General features: G+C 57.8%; 15 protein-coding genes and 1 tRNA gene. 8 read left to right on the top strand and 8 right to left on the bottom strand.

What is annotated here, in order from left to right; genetic code table 11:
- Nucleotides 1-61 precede the first annotated feature (61 nt).
- Both AC2FLD_RS04470 and AC2FLD_RS04465 read left to right on the top strand, forming a co-directional pair.
- Nucleotides 62-1,444 (top strand): aldehyde dehydrogenase family protein, encoded by a 1,383-nt coding sequence (locus AC2FLD_RS04470; protein WP_496667691.1) that lies wholly within the window; start codon nucleotides 62-64, stop codon nucleotides 1,442-1,444.
- Between the two features lie 68 nt (nucleotides 1,445-1,512).
- The gene (locus tag AC2FLD_RS04465; protein WP_496667690.1) at nucleotides 1,513-2,658 is read left to right on the top strand and encodes an iron-containing alcohol dehydrogenase; all 1,146 of its coding nucleotides are present in this window, start codon (nucleotides 1,513-1,515) and stop codon (nucleotides 2,656-2,658) included.
- A 58-nt stretch (nucleotides 2,659-2,716) separates the two neighbouring features.
- On the opposite strand, the gene AC2FLD_RS04460 is transcribed toward AC2FLD_RS04465, so the two are convergent.
- On the bottom strand, nucleotides 2,717-3,949 hold the full coding sequence (locus AC2FLD_RS04460; RefSeq protein ID WP_496667689.1) for an HlyD family secretion protein: 1,233 nt from the start codon (nucleotides 3,947-3,949) through the stop codon (nucleotides 2,717-2,719).
- Nucleotides 3,946-4,350, bottom strand: coding sequence for a hypothetical protein (locus AC2FLD_RS04455; protein WP_496667986.1), 405 nt, complete (start codon nucleotides 4,348-4,350; stop codon nucleotides 3,946-3,948). Before AC2FLD_RS04455 ends, AC2FLD_RS04460 begins: the two co-directional genes overlap by 4 nt.
- A 186-nt stretch (nucleotides 4,351-4,536) precedes the next feature.
- On the opposite strand from AC2FLD_RS04455, the gene AC2FLD_RS04450 reads away from it, so the two are divergent.
- The 3 genes from AC2FLD_RS04450 to AC2FLD_RS04440 all read left to right on the top strand — a co-directional run bounded on the left by AC2FLD_RS04450 (nucleotide 4,537) and on the right by AC2FLD_RS04440 (nucleotide 6,664).
- Nucleotides 4,537-5,610, top strand: a complete 1,074-nt coding sequence (locus AC2FLD_RS04450) for an NAD(P)/FAD-dependent oxidoreductase (protein WP_496667688.1) — start codon at nucleotides 4,537-4,539, stop codon at nucleotides 5,608-5,610.
- Nucleotides 5,607-6,260 carry a DUF938 domain-containing protein gene (locus AC2FLD_RS04445; RefSeq protein WP_496667687.1) on the top strand — a complete coding sequence of 218 codons (654 nt, stop codon included), beginning with the start codon at nucleotides 5,607-5,609 and terminating at the stop codon, nucleotides 6,258-6,260. The genes AC2FLD_RS04450 and AC2FLD_RS04445 overlap by 4 nt, the downstream gene beginning before the upstream one ends.
- 68 nt (nucleotides 6,261-6,328) lie before the next feature.
- Nucleotides 6,329-6,664: a carboxymuconolactone decarboxylase family protein gene (locus AC2FLD_RS04440; RefSeq protein ID WP_050602964.1), complete on the top strand. Its 336-nt coding sequence runs from the start codon at nucleotides 6,329-6,331 to the stop codon at nucleotides 6,662-6,664.
- Between the two features lie 42 nt (nucleotides 6,665-6,706).
- Here the strand turns inward: AC2FLD_RS04440 and AC2FLD_RS04435 are convergent, their stop codons facing one another.
- From AC2FLD_RS04435 to AC2FLD_RS04410, 6 genes are all read right to left on the bottom strand, one after another.
- Entirely contained in the window at nucleotides 6,707-9,214 is a 2,508-nt protein-coding gene (locus AC2FLD_RS04435; RefSeq protein ID WP_050602965.1) for a GcvT family protein, read from the bottom strand.
- A gap of 142 nt (nucleotides 9,215-9,356) precedes the next feature.
- A complete protein-coding gene (locus tag AC2FLD_RS04430) occupies nucleotides 9,357-9,713 on the bottom strand; it encodes a hypothetical protein (protein WP_496667686.1) in 357 nt (118 codons plus the stop codon).
- A gap of 8 nt (nucleotides 9,714-9,721) precedes the next feature.
- Complete coding sequence (locus tag AC2FLD_RS04425; RefSeq protein WP_496667685.1) at nucleotides 9,722-11,131, bottom strand: FAD-binding oxidoreductase; 1,410 nt, start codon at nucleotides 11,129-11,131, stop codon at nucleotides 9,722-9,724.
- A gap of 93 nt (nucleotides 11,132-11,224) precedes the next feature.
- The gene (gene ggt, locus AC2FLD_RS04420; protein ID WP_496667684.1) at nucleotides 11,225-13,012 is read right to left on the bottom strand and encodes a gamma-glutamyltransferase; all 1,788 of its coding nucleotides are present in this window, start codon (nucleotides 13,010-13,012) and stop codon (nucleotides 11,225-11,227) included.
- A gap of 111 nt (nucleotides 13,013-13,123) precedes the next feature.
- Nucleotides 13,124-13,507 (bottom strand): GFA family protein, encoded by a 384-nt coding sequence (locus AC2FLD_RS04415; RefSeq protein WP_496667683.1) that lies wholly within the window; start codon nucleotides 13,505-13,507, stop codon nucleotides 13,124-13,126.
- Nucleotides 13,508-13,527: 20 nt separating this feature from the next.
- Nucleotides 13,528-14,514, bottom strand: coding sequence for a 2-hydroxyacid dehydrogenase (locus AC2FLD_RS04410; protein WP_496667984.1), 987 nt, complete (start codon nucleotides 14,512-14,514; stop codon nucleotides 13,528-13,530).
- 198 nt (nucleotides 14,515-14,712) lie between these two features.
- On the opposite strand from AC2FLD_RS04410, the gene AC2FLD_RS04405 reads away from it, so the two are divergent.
- From AC2FLD_RS04405 to AC2FLD_RS04395, 3 genes are all read left to right on the top strand, one after another.
- Nucleotides 14,713-15,174 carry an SH3 domain-containing protein gene (locus AC2FLD_RS04405; protein WP_083445206.1) on the top strand — a complete coding sequence of 154 codons (462 nt, stop codon included), beginning with the start codon at nucleotides 14,713-14,715 and terminating at the stop codon, nucleotides 15,172-15,174.
- A 91-nt stretch (nucleotides 15,175-15,265) separates the two neighbouring features.
- Entirely contained in the window at nucleotides 15,266-16,255 is a 990-nt protein-coding gene (locus tag AC2FLD_RS04400) for an NADPH:quinone reductase (protein WP_496667682.1), read from the top strand.
- A 90-nt stretch (nucleotides 16,256-16,345) separates the two neighbouring features.
- A tRNA-Gln gene (locus AC2FLD_RS04395) sits at nucleotides 16,346-16,420 on the top strand.
- The last annotated feature ends 60 nt before the right edge of the window (nucleotides 16,421-16,480 follow it).

The raw sequence follows: 16,480 nt of genomic DNA, 5'->3' as shown, positions 1-16,480 counted from the left end.
CCCCGAGATATTTTTGGCCAGATGAAGCAGGGATCCTGTTTCTTTCGGAAATGGAGTGGATATGGGGCAGATGTTGAAATGTGTCTCACCGATCGATGGATCGGTTTTTGCGGAACGAGAAGTGTTGTCTCGGGACGCGGCGTTTGAGGTTGCAGACCGGGCGCGCGCCGCTCAGGCAGATTGGGCGGCGCGGCCCCTGCAGGAGCGGATTGATCTTGTCATGGCGGGCGTGGCTGCTGTTGGCGCGATGAATGACGAGATCGTGCCCGAGCTGGCGCATATGATGGGTCGCCCGGTGCGCTATGGCGGTGAGTTTGGTGGTTTCAACGAGCGCGCCAGCCATATGGCCGAAATCGCTGAGGCTTCTCTGGCTGATATCGCGGTGAGCGAAGATGAGACGTTCAAGCGTTACATCAAGCGCATTCCGCATGGGGTGGTGTTTGTCGTGGCACCGTGGAACTACCCCTATATGACCGCCATAAACACGGTCGCACCGGCGCTGATCGCGGGGAATACTGTGATCCTGAAACATGCCACGCAGACGCTGCTGGTGGGTCAGCGTATGGCACAGGCGTTCCATTCGGCAGGTGTGCCTGAGGACGTGTTTCAGAACGTGTTCCTGAGCCATGACGTCACCAATGAACTGATTGCGGGCAATGCGTTTGATTTTGTGAACTTCACCGGCTCGGTCGGCGGTGGCCAGGCGATGGAACATGCGGCGGCTGGTACGTTTACCGGCGTAGGCACCGAGCTGGGTGGCAAAGACCCGGGTTATGTCATGGAGGACGCGGATCTGGACGCAGCCGTCGATACGTTGATCGACGGAGCAATGTTCAACTCGGGCCAATGTTGCTGTGGGATCGAGCGCATTTACGTCCACGAAAGCCTCTTTGATGATTTTGTCGCCAAGGCAGTTGAGATTGTAAACAGCTACAAGTTGGGCGATCCGCTGAATACCGAGACGACGATTGGTCCGATGGCAAATGTACGTTTTGCCAAAGAAGTGCGCGCGCAGATTGCCGAGGCTGTTGAGGCCGGTGCGGTCGCACATATCGACACCTTTGCTGAAGACGATGGTGGCGCCTACCTGACGCCACAGATTCTGACCAATGTGACTCATGACATGCGGGTGATGCGGGATGAGAGCTTTGGGCCGGTTGTGGGCATCATGAAAGTGTCTTCGGATGAAGAAGCCATTCAACTGATGAATGACAGCGAGTTTGGCCTGACTGCCAGCCTGTGGACCCGCGATGTGGATCGTGCGGCGCGGGTGGGCGATCAGATCGAGACCGGCACTGTATTCATGAATCGGGCGGATTATCTAGACCCTGGCCTGTGCTGGACCGGCTGCAAGAACACCGGGCGCGGCGGCGGCCTTTCGGTCATTGGCTATCACAACCTAACCCGTCCCAAATCCTATCACCTGAAGAAGGTCACGGGCTAAGGACGATGGTCTGCTCGGGTTTGACCCCCTCCCCCCAAGCAGACCTCAAATCACAAAGGAAACCTGACATGTCACTTGTTGGAAACTGGTCCTATCCGACCGCAATCAAATTCGGCGCCGGACGCATCAAGGAACTGCCTGAAGCCTGCGCTGCCGCCGGGATGAAAAAACCCCTGCTTGTCACGGACAAGGGGCTTGCCGATCTGCCGATCACCGCCGCAACCTTGGACATCATGGAGGCCGCAGGACTGGGTCGTGGGCTATTCAGCGATGTGGATCCCAACCCGAACGAAAAGAACCTCGACGCCGGGGTTGCTGCCTACAATGCGGGCAGCCATGACGGTGTGATCGCTTTTGGCGGTGGTTCAGGTCTGGATTTGGGCAAGATGGTCGCCTTCATGGCGGGTCAGACGCGGCCCGTATGGGATTTTGAGGATATCGGCGACTGGTGGACCCGCGCAGACGCGGAAGTGATCGCGCCGATCATCGCAGTGCCGACCACCGCCGGGACGGGATCGGAAGTTGGGCGTGCCAGTGTCATCACCAACTCGGAAACCCACGCGAAGAAGATCATTTTCCACCCCAAGGTTCTTCCAACCGTAGTGATCTGCGACCCTGAACTCACCGTCGGGATGCCCAAGTTCATCACCGCAGGCACAGGTCTCGACGCCTTTGCTCACTGCGTCGAGGCATATTCCAGCCCGCATTATCACCCGATGAGCCAGGGCATTGCGCTGGAAGGGATGCTGCTGGTGAAAGAGTATCTGCCTCGCGCCTATGCCGACGGCACCGATATCGAGGCCCGCGCCCAGATGATGAGCACAGCAGCCATGGGCGCGACGGCCTTCCAGAAAGGGCTAGGTGCCATCCACGCGATGAGCCACCCAATCGGTGCGGTGTTCAACACCCACCACGGCACCACAAACGCGGTTTGTATGCCTGCTGTGCTGGAGTTCAACGCCCCTGCCATCGCCGACCGGTTCCAACAGGCCGCGTCTTATTTGGGCATTGATGGTGGCTTTGACGGCTTCCGTGCCTTTGTGCAGGAGTTCAACGACAGCCTCGGCATCCCGCGCACCCTGTCCGACTTGGGCGTGACCGAGGTCGCAATCCCCGAACTGGTCGAAGGCGCGATCATCGATCCCTCTTGCGGGGGCAACCCGATAGAGTTGACGAAAGAAAATCTGACGCAGCTGTTCAAGGCCGCGCTTTAAAACCAAAGGGCCCGGCAAAAACTGCCGGGCCCTTTGCGTTTGGATTGCCAAGACCGGATCAATGCCCGGTCAGCACCAAAGTGTTCACCGGCATCAGGATCAAACGCAGGCGCAGACCTGCGGCGTGAACCACACCGATTGTGTCCACCACATGCAAGAACGCAGCCTCCCAAAAGCCCAGATCCTCGTGCTCTAGCCGCTCATGGTTGTCGGTGTAGACATTGGCCAGACAGTTGCTGCCCGGAAGAATGTCATCGGCCATACCTTTGTATAGCGGCTCCAAATAGACCAGGATCGAACCGGGTTGGTTGTTGGTTTGCACATCGCGCAGCTCGTCCGACGGGCGGATCTGTCCCGATGGGATCACATCCTGCACCTCGACCACGACCGTGGGAATTACCGTGAACGGCTTGGTCATGCAGCCCAACTCACCGATCATGCCCGGTTTGATGACCTGAGCAGACAGTTGGTTAAACGCAGCCTGAAACCGGTCATGTCCGGTATGTGACGGCACCAGAATACCGGCAGGGCGCAACAATGGGCTTACATAATCGCCGACCTGTAAGCTAAACTGTTCGACCCGTCCGGTAACACCAGCGAGAATAACTGTTTTGTCCAACTCGGTCTGCGCGGCGTCCAGTTGCGCAATCGCACTGGCCAGTTGGGCGGGGATCAGTTCTTCGATCTGCTGCTCAACTGCTGCACGTTTGGCTTCAGCCGCGACAACCTGAGCCTCTCGCTCGGCGACAAGGTTTTCAAGGCGCTCGATCTCGGCCAGCCGCACAGCGCTCGAACCTTCGTCGCGCAAGGTTGTGTTGCGTTCCAGATCCTCGAGAGACTGCGCAAGGGCCGCCTTCGCGCCAGCGATGCCAGCGTCAGCCTCTGCCAGGTCGGTTTCGGCAACTTTAAGCGAGGCCTGGACCTGCGCTATCTGTGCATTTGCCGCCTGAACCTGCGCGGTTTGGCTGAAATCCTCGATCCGGAATATCGGCTGACCCGCCGTGACCAGTTGGTTGTTCTTTACGAAAACCTCTGAAACACGCCCACCCAGCTGCGGCAGGATCGTGACGGTACGGAAATAGGACGCGGCCGTTTTGCTGGCCGGGTGGAAATAAAACAGCGTGGTGATCACGGTCAGCGCCAGAATGGCGCATGTCGTCAGGCCCCAACGCAGTTCGTACCACATGGTAAACAAGGTGATTTCGTGACCTATACGTTTGCCCTGTACAAACCGGCGGAACAAATAATCGGGCAGCACCGTAATCAAGGCGCAGAGCATGGTCTCGATCATTTGCTGTGCTCCTGCGCTTCACCAGCTTCTGTAACGGGCGCTGCCGGTGCGACTGCCTCAGGCAACGGATCCGGCACCTGGACCCGACCAAGAGAACGAATGGCATCAGCAATGTTTCTGAGCGGTGTGGCAAAGTCCGGAAACTGAAACCCTGCGACCAGTATGGCGGCAACCCAGAACAGTCCATTATGCGTAAACAGCGCGAGCAGCGCCAAAATACCCACCAATTGAAATTGCGGGTGGTTGTTTTCATGAGCCATTTTTTCCGGCACGGAGTGGAGCGTCAGGTATCCAACACCAATCAACACCACCAGAACGACAAAAAAGACGATCATGGCTGAAAAAAGGTAGTCGCTTCCATCAGCTGCGACAACGTATCGGGGAATATGCCCTGTAGCCATTGGATGAAGGTCTGCTGCAGTCACCTTACCCTCCTTAATATTTTGATACTTCTTTGACCGGGTTGAAGCGTAAATTCAAGGCTGCTTATAGTCTTGAAAGACAAACGCAAAACGAATGAAAGACTCACAGACCAATATGCGATTCCAGAATACTTCGCCGCATCCCGTCCGAGGCGCCCGCAAACCATGATTGATTTTCTGATCATCGGTGGTGGCATCGCCGGTCTCAGCGCCGGCGCGCGCCTGTCGAAGCATGGAACCGTGATGGTGCTCGAGGCCGAGGACGCCCTAGGCTATCACGCATCCGGCCGATCTGCTGCACTGTTTGAAGAAAACTATGGATCGCCTTCGGTTGTCGCTCTGAACAAGGCAGGCGCTGCCTTCCTGCATTCGCAGAACGGAGGTTATCTGACTCCGCGCGGATTGATGTTGGTCGGCGCGCGAGATCAGTCAGACCTGTTTGCTGCTGATTGCAGGGACTTGAACATGGCGCAAATATCGACAGTTGACGCCATTGCACGCATTCCCATCCTGAACCTCCAGCACGTGGGCTTTGCGGCTGTCAGCGAAGCCGCTTTTGACATCGATACAGATCGTTTGTTGCAGGATTTTGCCCGAACCATTCGGCAGAATGGCGGGACGATTTCGACCAAACACAGGGTCACTGCCATCCGCAAAGACTTGCATTGGATCGTCACCGCCGGCCAGAGTTTTGAGGCCCATAACCTGGTCAACGCCGCCGGGGCGTGGGTGGACGAAGTCGCCGGTCTTGCGGGGCTTCCGCCCATCGGTATTACCCCGCGCCGCCGATCCATGGCGCGATTGCCCGCCCCAGGTGGCCATGATGTTTCCGGCTGGCCCATGATGCTGGGTGTGGGTGAAACATGGTACGCTAAACCCGATGCCGGGAAACTTCTGGTCTCGCCATCCGAAGCCGACCCTGTTCCGCCTCAGGATGCCTATGCCGACGATATGGTGTTGGCAGAAGGTCTGGCGCGTTACGAAGCTTTGATGACCGAAAGGGTCACGCGGGTCGAAACAAACTGGGCCGGGTTGCGCAGTTTTGCGCCAGACGGAACTTTGGTACTTGGAAGAGACCCTCAGGACCCTTCATTCATATGGAGCGCTGGACAAGGTGGCTATGGCTTTCAAACCGCGCCAGCAGCATCTCAGTTGCTTTGCGATCTGGTTACAGGAGCTCCTCCTGCTCTCGACCCTGAGATTGTTGCCATGTTGACCCCAGAAAGGTTGAAGCAATGATCAAACGCAGACTTCCCTCTTCTGCCAGCGTTGCCAATTCGGCTGAAGATGGCAAACTGGTGGCCCCGGCGGCATCGCGAAACTCCGACGCCTTGTGCGCATTGCTGCGTGACTGGGCTCCGTCCCAGGGACAGGCGTTAGAGATTGCCAGCGGCACCGGTCAGCATATCGCGGCCTTCGCGGACCTGTTGCCCGGCCTCCAGTGGCAGCCGACGGAAATTGACTCGGAACGGCGTGCCAGTATCGACGCCTACACGTGCGATTTACCGAACGTCGCGCGTGCCCGAGAACTGGATGCCACAACCGCAGGCTGGCATGTCCGGTTCCCCGAACAAAGCATGATCTTGTTGATCAATCTGATGCACTTGATCAGCTGGCAGGAAACGCAAACCATCATCGCCGAGACTGCCAAAGTGCTAAGGCCATCCGGTCGATTTGTCTTATACGGACCATTCAAGCGCTCGGGCCAGCTTACAAGCGAAGGCGACAAGAGATTTCACGAAGCTCTCACCCAGCAAGATCCGGACATAGGCTACAAAGACGACACAGATATGATAGCGCTTTTTGAGGATGTCGACCTGACGGTACTGAATACGGTCGATATGCCCGCCAACAATCTTGCATTCATCACATCGCGACCAGCGACCTGATCGAGATCAAAGTCAAATCCCTGCTTCTTATTTCATATTCCATTTGCGAAATGTGAAAGGCAGCAGACATGCACTGGCAAGAAAAGCTCTCGGCAACCCGCAAGAGCCTCCGTAATCTCAACGGGTCCATCCCGGACGCAACGCGCGCGTTCGGCGCGCTAGGGAAGGCCGTGAAAGAGGGCGGAACGCTCGACTACAAAACAAAGGAATTCATCGCTTTGGGCATGTCGGTCACACTCCGATGCGAGCCCTGTATCACCTTACACACAGAAGCCCTGATCAAAGCAGGTGCGACGAGAGATGAGGTTTCGGACGTATTGGCCATGGCCGTTCAGATGGGTGGTGGACCAGCCATGATGTACGCGGCCAAAGCGCTGGAATGTTTTGACGAACTGTCCGCGTAACCAACTGAAAAGGCCCCGGAAGTTTCCGGGGCCTTTCTTTGATCAACCGTCCTTGCGGATGACCTCGTTTTTCGGATCGTAGGGGCTATCGCAGGTGACAACAGCGTCCCACAGCTTATCCAGCATCTTGACCTTCAGCTTGGTGCCTTCGACGGCCATTTCAGGCTTCACATAGCCCATGCCGATGGACTTCTCGAAGGCCACCGAATACCCACCCGAGGTCAGACGGCCAACGCGCTCACCTTCCGGGGTATACAGCACCTCACGGCCCCACGGGTCGGCATCCTCCGGTCCGTCTATCAGCAGGGTGCAGCATTTCACGCGCACGCCAGTCTCTTCCAGCTTGGCCTTGCCATAGAAGTCCTTGGACAGATCGACAAAGCGCGGCAGGTCGGCTTCCAGCGGGGTCGCGTCGCGGCCCAGCTCAGTGCCAAATGCGCGATAGGATTTCTCCTGACGCAGCCAGTTCTGGGCGCGGGCACCAACCAGCTTCATGCCATGCTTCTCACCGGCTTTTTCCAGCAGGTCGAACAGGTAGTTCTGCATCTCGATCGGATGGTGCAGTTCCCAGCCCAGCTCACCGGTATAGGCCACGCGGATCGCGTTGACCGGGCACATGCCCAATTCGATCTGACGGGCCGACAGCCATGGGAAGCGCTTGTTGGACAATGCGGTTTCCGGGTCGGCGTCCTTGATGACCTCTTTCAGAACGTCACGCGACTTGGGTCCGGCGATGGCGAAGACGCCCCACTGAGTGGTCACATCCTGGATCTCGATGTAACCGAACTCCTCCATCTTGTCCTCGGCCGCCTTGCGCAGGAAGTCGGCGTCATACTCAGTCCATGCCCCGGCAGAGACGATGTAGTAGTTGTTCTCGCCGTTGCGGACGATGGTGTATTCAGTGCGGGTGGTGCCGTGCGAAGTCAGCGCGTAGGTCAGGTTGATACGACCGACTTTGGGCAGTTTGTTGCAGGTGAACCAATCCAGGAACTGGGTCGCACCGGGGCCTTTGACGACATGCTTGGTGAAGGCCGACGCGTCGATCAGGCCAACGCCTTCTCGGATCGCCTTGGCTTCGTCAACGGCATGCTGCCACCAGCCACCGCGGCGGAACGAGCGGGCGTCATGGTCGAAGTTTTCGGGTGCATCCAGCGGACCGAAATAGTTCGGGCGCTCCCATCCATTGACCCAGCCAAACTGTGCGCCACGCGCTTTCTGACGATCGTACGCCGGAACAGTCCGCAATGGGCGGCAGGCCGCACGCTCTTCGTCGGGGTGGTGCAGAATGTAGACGTGCTCATAGCACTCTTCATTCTTGCGTGCCGCGAACTCGGTGGTCATCCAGTTGCTGCTGTAGCGTTTGGGGTCCAGCGAGGCCATGTCGATCTCGGCTTCGCCATCGACCATCATCTGTGCCAGATAATAGCCGGTGCCGCCCGCAGCGGTGATGCCGAACGAGAAACCTTCGGCCAGCCACATGTTGCGCAGGCCCGGAGCCGGGCCAACCAGCGGGTTGCCGTCGGGGGTGTAGCAGATCGGGCCGTTGAAATCGTCTTTCAGACCGGATTCGGCGCAGGACGGCACGCGTTCGGCCATCGCCATGTACTGATCGGCGATGCGGTCGAGGTCCAGCGGGAACAGGTCGGCACGGAAGCTGTCCGGCACGCCATGTTCGAACTGCGCAGGCGCGCCATGTTCATAGATGCCTAGAATCCAGCCGCCGCGCTCTTCACGCGCGTAGGATTCGTTGTCGGCATCGCGCACAACGGGGTGTTCGGGGTTACCAGCTTCACGCCATTTGACCAGCTCGGGGTCTTTGTCCATGACGATGAACGTATGCTCAACCGGGATCGCGGGCATTTTGATGCCCAGCATTTTGGCCGTACGCTGCGCATGGTTTCCGGAAGCGGTCACAACATGCTCAGCAGTGATCACGACCTGCTCATCGGACGGAACGAGGTTGCCGCCTTTTTCGACCATCTTGGTGCAGGTGACTTCCCAATGAGTACCGTTCCAATGGAACGCATCAGCCTGCATTTTCCGCACGATGTCCACTCCACGCTGACGGGCACCCTTTGCCATCGCCTGCGTCACATCGGCGGGATTAATGTAACCATCCTCGGTATGATAGATCGCACCTTTCAGATCAGAGGTCTCGATCAGCGGCCAGCGTTCCTTGATCTGACCCGGGGTCAACCATTCGTATTTGACATCACAGGTCTCGGCCGTGGAGGCATAGAGCATGTATTCGTCCATGCGGTCCTGCGTCTGCGCCATGCGCAGGTTACCAACAACAGCAAAGCCCGCATTCAGTCCGGTTTCTTCTTCCAGTGTCTTGTAGAAGTCGACCGAATACTTGTGAATATGAGTTGTCGCATAGGACATGTTGAACAGTGGCAGCAAACCAGCAGCATGCCAGGTCGAGCCCGACGTCAGCTCGTCCCGTTCGATCAACATCACATCGTCCCAGCCCGCTTTGGCCAGATGATAGGCAATCGAGGTCCCAACGGCGCCACCGCCAACGACCAATGCTTTGACTTGGGTTTTCATAACCGGGCGTCTCCCCTTGAATTCAGCTGACACCATATGGCGCACTTAGGGGGCAACGCGCGACATTCATCCGACCAGTGATAGGAAAAAAACGACCCGAACATCGAATGCAGGTCGCAGATCACCTATCTGGCCGCTTGGTTCACCCGCTAGAGCTGCAGCGTTTGCTGGTCCCGACTGTAACGCAGACCAGTTTGCCGCCCTCGCCTGAGGGTTTTTGCGCCGCTGGTTCCTGTGGTTGGGAAACTTGGGATTCTGCTTCAGCAAGGGTGTCCGTAAACCCGGCGCGCGCCGACACAGAAGCCAAATAATCTTTCATATTCAGACCGTTTTCCGATGCCTGGGCTTGTTGATAATAGTCAAGCCCTGCAACCGCCAATCCGCAGATTGTAACAAGGCCTGCCAAATATTTCGCGCTCATGTCGACCACCTGTTTGTATTCGGCTGTAAGAATCCAGAACAAGTGGACGTTTTGAGGGCACAAAACCGACCAGATCACGAAATCCGCTAGGGGCGATCAGACAAGATCTTGCCGGGGTTCATGATGTTGTCGGGGTCCAGCGCGGCCTTGATTGCGGCCATATACCGGGTGGCAGGCCCCAGTTCTTTTTCAAGATAAGGCCGTTTGCCTTGCCCGATACCATGTTCCCCGGTGCAGGTGCCTTCCATCGAGATCGCAAGATCGTTCAGCCAGCCGACAAAGGCGTCAGCCTTGGCAACTTCATCGGCGCTTTCCATGTCGATCAGCAGCAGCGTGTGGAAATTGCCGTCTCCTACATGCCCCACGATGGGGGCCAGAAGACTGAGGTCGTCGGCCTTTTTCTGAGCCTGCGTCACACATTCGGCCAGACGCGAGATCGGCACACAGACGTCCGTGGAGATACCCCGCGCGCCGGGGCGCAGTTGCAGGCAGGCCCAATACATGTCATGCCGCGCCTGCCACAGCATGTTTCGGTCCTCGGTGGTCGAAGTCGCGGCAAAATCGGTACCGCCGAATTCTTCAGCGATCTGACCAAATGTCTCGGCCTGTTCCACGGCACCGCCTTCAGAGCCATGGAACTCCAACAGCAACAACGGCGTTTCCGGCAGGTTCAGCCCGGAATAGGCGTTGGCCGCCTGAACCGACATTTCATCCAGCAACTCAATTCGGGCGACAGGAATGCCATACTGTATGGTCATCATCACTGCGCGGCAGGCCGCATCCACAGTTGGAAACGAGCATCGGGCCGAGCTAATCGCTTCGGGGATGCCTTGAAGACGCAGGGTCAGTTCGGTGATGATCCCCAGCGTTCCTTCGGCCCCGATCAGAAGGCGGGCCAGATCATACCCAGCCGAGGATTTCTTGGCCCTTTGCCCTGTACGGATGATCTGGCCATCTGGCATGACCGCCTCGAGGCTGAGAACATTGTCCTTCATCGTCCCATACCGCACCGCATTGGTGCCCGAGGCGCGCGTGGCAGCCATACCGCCAAGCGAGGCATTGGCCCCGGGATCAATCGGAAAGAACAGGCCTTGATCTCGCAAATGGGCGTTCAGCGCCTCGCGGGTCACGCCAGGCTGCACGACACAATCCAGATCTTCGGCATGAACCGACAGCACCTTGTCCATCTGCGTCAGATCGACCGAGATGCCTCCAGCCGGCGCGTTCACATGCCCTTCCAGCGACGTTCCAGTTCCAAACGGGATCACCGGCACCCCATGCGCGGCACAGGTTTTGACGATGTTCGAAACCTCCTGCGTCGTGTGCGGGAAAACCACGGCGTCTGGGCTTTGGTTTTCGATCCATGTTGTGGTGTGGCCGTGCTGTTCCCGGATCGCGGCGCCTGTTTGCAGCCTGTCGCCGAAACGTTGTTTGAGAATGCTGATCGCGGTTTCTATGCCTGTTTCATTTCTAGGCAAGGCCGTAGCTTGTACCATTGTCATCCTCCGCTGCCCCAAAACACTGCGGGCCTTTCAGCCTATGACTAAAAGGCCCGCAGAGTGTGGGCAACCCCCACAAATACCGAGGGCTTATTCGCCCAGCGCAATCCCTTCGCGACGCGGGTCGGCGCCCCCGCTCAGCACGTCACCGATTTCGATGGCATGCAGGCCCGATGTCAGATCGCGCGGATTAACCTCAAAGCCCTGCAAAACCAGCGCATCCGTGTACCCTTCGGCGGCGCTACCAGCCTCGACATCATAAGTCCCGAAACGATTGACCAGATGCGGCAAGGACAGTGCTTGCTGTACGTCCATATCCCAATCAGCCCAGGCGATGATCGTTTTCGCGACATAGCCAATGATACGGCTGCCGCCCGGCGAACCGATGGCCAGAACCGGCGCGCCGTCCTGCATCACGATTGTCGGGCTCATGGAAGAACGCGGACGTTTTCCGGGTTCCAACCGGTTGGCAATCGGCACTCCGTCGCTATGGGTTTTGAACGAGAAGTCCGTCAGCTCGTTGTTCAACAGAAACCCGTTCGTCATCAGACGCGATCCAAAGCCGTTTTCTATGGTCGTCGTCATCGACAACACGTTGCCATAGCCGTCCACGATTGAGATATGCGAGGTCGAGGGTAATTCGAGCGATACGTCGTCTGCCCAGTTCAGCGCATGGTCGAATTCAGGCTGCCCCGGAGCGATTTCAGCCAACGCACCTTCGGTTTCCAACAAAGCCGCACGCTGCGCAAGATAGTCCGGATCAACCAACCCCTTTGTGGGCATGGGCACAAAATCACTGTCAGCCATGTAACGACCACGATCTGCAAAGGCGAGGCGAGAGGCATCTCCGATCAACCGCCAGGCTTCTGCGCTTTCGGGACCCATCGCTGCCAGATCATAGCTGTTCAGCATCCCCAAAATCTGTCCCACAGTCAGCGCACCGGACGATGGCGGCCCCATTCCGCAAACCTCATACGCGCGGTATTCGGCACAAACCGGTTCACGTTCGCTCACTTGATACAGCGCCAAGTCAATGCCGGACAGAACACCGGGATTGCCCGGAGCGTTCTGCACCGTGCGGACAATATCGGCAGCGATCTCACCGCCATAAAATCCTGCGGCCCCGTCACTGGCCAGCACACGCAAGGTATCGGCATAGGCCGAATTCATCAGGCGCTGCCCTTGCTGCAAAGGTTCTCCACCCGGCAGAAAATACGCGGCCGTTTCGGGAAAGCGCGACAGGCGCTCGGCATCGTTTTCAACAAGGCTGGCCAAGCGCGGCGAGACCAGAAAGCCCTCATCTGCCAGACGGATTCCATCAGCGAACAAGCTGGGCCAGGGAGAGCGTCCCCAGCGACGATGGGCCTCTTCCAGCAAGGCAGGCGTGCCCGGAGTTCCCACCGACAATCCTCCAACGACCGCATCAAAGAATTTCAGCGGCTCACCGTTTTCGTCGTGAAACAGTATTGGTGTGGCCGCCTGTGGTGCGGTTTCGCGCCCGTCCAGCGTTGTCATCTGCCCAGTTGCTGCGTCGTACCAGACCAAAAACGCGCCACCACCCAGGCCCGAGGATTGCGGCTCGACCAAACCCAGCACAACCTGTACGGCTACCATCGCGTCCGCAGCGGACCCGCCTGCGCGTAATACTTTGGCCCCGGCTTCAACGGCCAGTGGGTTGGCGGCAGCCACCATCCAGTTCTCAGATGTAACCGGAACACCGTCCAGCTTGGCCTCAAGCGCGGCGATGACTTCGGCTGTCAGGGCCTGCACCTGCCCTTCCGAGGCAGTTTCGGGTGCAACGGCATCAGCAGCCTCCTGAGCAAGGACCGGCGTCGAAAACGCAATTGCCGAAAGTAATAAAGCAGAAACACATCTCATCTGATTAAATCCTCCAATACTTCGTTTTGTTTCACACCTGTAAGCAATGACCGCGCTCTGCAACGGTTCGCCGTACAGTCGTGACTTCACAGCAAGGTTTCGCCACGATACCTATTGCTCAAATTCATCCCGATCCCGGTCAAACCGAGTCATTCCATTGAATTCGGGCAACCAGCCTTCGCGCCGCGAGACCCAGCATTCGTATGTCGGCGTCAATTGGTTGGGCATGTCGAGACATCCCAGATGCACCTCGACCTCAGAACCACTACGCGCAAAAACCGCAGAACCGCAGGTCGGGCAGAAGAACCGGTCCGCATAGCCCTGCGACGGGCCTGATATTTCGACGGCATCGCTGGGAAAAATCGCTGCGGCATAGAACAAAGCCCCATGATGCTTGCGGCAGTCAATGCAATGACACACCCCGACCCGAAGGGGACGGCCCGAAGCCATGATGCGCAACCGTCCGCAGCGGCATCCCCCTTCAAACAGGTCCATTCAGGCTCCTTTCCGGCGGCTTAGAGCATAGAGGGCACAACCTGATCTGGCGGACGGTGGCCGTCTTCGAAGGTTTTGATGTTGATGATGACCTTCTCGCCCATTTCGATCCGCCCCTCCAGCGTGGCCGACCCCATATGCGGCAACAACACAACGTTGGGCAGCTGCCGCAACCGCGGGTTCACGTCGGTGCCCTGTTCGTAAACGTCCAGCCCTGCGCCCGCGATTTCGCCCGCTCGAATCATCCGGGTCAGGGCATTTTCGTCGACAACTTCACCGCGCGAGGTATTCACGATCACGGCTGACGCCTTCATAAGCTTCAAACGACGCGCATTCATCAGGTGGAAGGTCGACGGAGTTGACGGGCAATTAACCGAAATCACATCCATTCGAGCGACCATCTGATCAAGGCTTTCCCAATAGGTTGCCTCCAGTTCTTGTTCAGTCTCGGGGCGCAGCCTGCGGCGATTATGGTAATGAACCTGCATTCCAAAAGCGCTTGCACGCCGCGCAACGGCCTGCCCGATCCGACCCATCCCTAGAATACCCAGACGGCGACCACCGATCCGACCACCCAGAAAGGCGGTTGGGGCCCAGCCGGACCAATCGCCCTGCTGCATCACGCTCAGCCCTTCAGGAATGCGTCGCGTGACGGCAAGGATCAGGGCCATTGTCATGTCGGCAGTGTCATCTGTCAGCACGCCGGGCGTGTTCGACACCAAAATGCCGCGCTGTCGCGCTGTAGACACATCGATATTGTCGACACCCGCCCCGTAATTGGCAATCAGCTTCAGGTTTTCACCCGCTTGACCCAAAAGGCCGCCATCAATCGCATCCGTCACCGTGGGCACCAGAACATCGGCTTCCTGTATCGCGGCCACAAGCTCATCTCTTGTCATCGGCGTGTCGTCATCGCGCAGGCGCACATCAAACAACTCGCTCAACCGGGTTTCAACTGCTTCGGGCAACCGTCGCGTAACGACAACACTCAGACGTTCTCTTGGCACCTCGGCCCTCCCACTGCTTTGCAAACAGACGCGCGCCATGGCATCGTGGCGCAGGATAAGGCGGGGCACAAGAACCCCATTGGCATTGAGTCGACCTTTTTTCATAATCGGATCAACGGGCATAAGAGCGGGCAGTCAGTGAGTGGTATTCGACCGGTAAAAAGCCGATGTCTGGCGGCGATATCCGCATTTCTGGTCATGTTCGGTTCCTGGGCCGCACATGCCGAGGATCAACGTGGATCTGTCACCAACCTGCCCCTGCCGCGCTATGTGTCCATGAAAGCAGCAGAAGGGAACGTGCGGCGCGGGCCTTCGCTGAGCCATCGAATCGATTGGGTGTTCAAACGGCGCGGCATGCCGCTGCAAGTGACGGCGGAATATGGCAACTGGCGCAAAGTTCAGGACCGCGACGGTGCCGGTGGCTGGGTGCACTATGCCTTGTTGTCAGGTGTGCGCACGGTGCTGATCGAATCCGACATGCTGCCCGTCTATGCCCGCCCCGACTCTAATTCGCCCGCGAATGCGCATTTCGAGACCGGCGTCGTGGCTCGCCTTGGCACGTGTTCGCTGGACTGGTGCCGTATCACGGCGGGCGGCTATCGGGGCTGGACGCTGAAGTCGAATCTGTGGGGCGTCGATCCGGCCGAAATCCGCGAATAAAGCCGTGACCTTGCTAGTTGGGCAACCAGCAATACTCCCATTGAGTTTCCTGTCAGATTGTTGTGATACTCCGAAAAAATCGGAGGTTTTCATGCGCGCAGTCACCTATTCCGCTTTCGGAGACGCAGCCGATGTCTTACGCCTGCAAGATCTCCCTCCGGTTCCTCCGGGTCCAGGCGAAGTTACCGTCGAGCTGGCATTTTCAGGCGTCAACCCATCGGACATCAAAGCCCGCGCGGGAACCCGTCCGGGCGTGACGCAACCTCCTTTCCCTGTGATCATCCCCCACAGCGACGGGTCAGGTGTTATTTCAGCTGTTGGGGACGGTGTTCCCACTTCACGGATCGGTCAGCGTGTTTGGATCTGGAACGGGCAATGGCGGCGCGCCTTTGGCACAGCCGCCAGCCACATTACCTTGCCTAGTGGTCAGGCTGTTGAGCTGCCGGATACTGTGTCGCTTGAGACAGGCGCAATTCTGGGTATCCCCGGCCTGACGGCATGCCATGCCGTCTTCTCGAGCGGAACACCCAAAGACCAAACGATTCTAATTCACGGCGGCGCAGGCACGGTCGGTTATCTAGCAGTTCAGCTTGCAAAATGGGCCGGCGCGCGCGTTATAACAACTGCGAGCCCCCGAAACTTTGATCGGGTCAATGTAGCCGGAGCAGATGTGGTGCTGGACTATGCCAGCGAGACCCTTGCAGACGAGATTCTGGAAGCGAATGGCGGGCAGACACTCAGCCGAATCGTTGATGTGGAGTTTGGACAAAACATCGAAACGAACACCGCTGTGATCGCCGAGAACGGACGTATCAATACCTATGGCTCTGCCCATAACATGGCACCTGTCTTTCCGTTCGGATCGATGATGTTTAAGGCCGTTACGCTTGAGACAATCCTGATCTATCTGTTGCCACCGGAAATGCGCACTGCTGCCGTGAAAACCCTTCATCAGGCGCTGACGGACGGCGCTTTGATCTGCCCGCTTCAAAAGGTATTTTCACTGGCAGACTGCGCCGCTGCACACGAAATGGTACAGGCCGGAAACCGCGCCGGAGCCGTGCTGATCGATACCAAATAATGGTCAGAAAAAATTTTCGCATCGCGGTCTCATTTTTTGCAAATAGCTCTTGAACCCCGCCGACAACAATCGTAGACAGCCGCTCACCGTTGGGGTGTAGCCAAGTGGTAAGGCAGCGGTTTTTGGTACCGTGTATCGTAGGTTCGAATCCTACCACCCCAGCCAGCTCATCAGAACATGGAACAACGACATGCTCTTGGGTCACCGATACCCGAGAAATGCCCC

Source organism: Ruegeria sp. CDSA021, from assembly GCF_059612325.1.
This window is presented reverse-complemented; position numbering and strand designations above follow the sequence as displayed.

Coding starts and splice junctions, on each gene's coding strand:
- AC2FLD_RS04470 (WP_496667691.1), top strand. CDS start 62: ATGGGGCAGATGTTGAAATGTGTCTCACCGATCGATGGATCGGTTTTT.
- AC2FLD_RS04465 (WP_496667690.1), top strand. CDS start 1,513: ATGTCACTTGTTGGAAACTGGTCCTATCCGACCGCAATCAAATTCGGC.
- AC2FLD_RS04460 (WP_496667689.1), bottom strand. CDS start 3,949: ATGATCGAGACCATGCTCTGCGCCTTGATTACGGTGCTGCCCGATTAT.
- AC2FLD_RS04455 (WP_496667986.1), bottom strand. CDS start 4,350: ATGGCTACAGGGCATATTCCCCGATACGTTGTCGCAGCTGATGGAAGC.
- AC2FLD_RS04450 (WP_496667688.1), top strand. CDS start 4,537: ATGATTGATTTTCTGATCATCGGTGGTGGCATCGCCGGTCTCAGCGCC.
- AC2FLD_RS04445 (WP_496667687.1), top strand. CDS start 5,607: ATGATCAAACGCAGACTTCCCTCTTCTGCCAGCGTTGCCAATTCGGCT.
- AC2FLD_RS04440 (WP_050602964.1), top strand. CDS start 6,329: ATGCACTGGCAAGAAAAGCTCTCGGCAACCCGCAAGAGCCTCCGTAAT.
- AC2FLD_RS04435 (WP_050602965.1), bottom strand. CDS start 9,214: ATGAAAACCCAAGTCAAAGCATTGGTCGTTGGCGGTGGCGCCGTTGGG.
- AC2FLD_RS04425 (WP_496667685.1), bottom strand. CDS start 11,131: ATGGTACAAGCTACGGCCTTGCCTAGAAATGAAACAGGCATAGAAACC.
- ggt (WP_496667684.1), bottom strand. CDS start 13,012: ATGAGATGTGTTTCTGCTTTATTACTTTCGGCAATTGCGTTTTCGACG.
- AC2FLD_RS04415 (WP_496667683.1), bottom strand. CDS start 13,507: ATGGACCTGTTTGAAGGGGGATGCCGCTGCGGACGGTTGCGCATCATG.
- AC2FLD_RS04405 (WP_083445206.1), top strand. CDS start 14,713: ATGTTCGGTTCCTGGGCCGCACATGCCGAGGATCAACGTGGATCTGTC.
- AC2FLD_RS04400 (WP_496667682.1), top strand. CDS start 15,266: ATGCGCGCAGTCACCTATTCCGCTTTCGGAGACGCAGCCGATGTCTTA.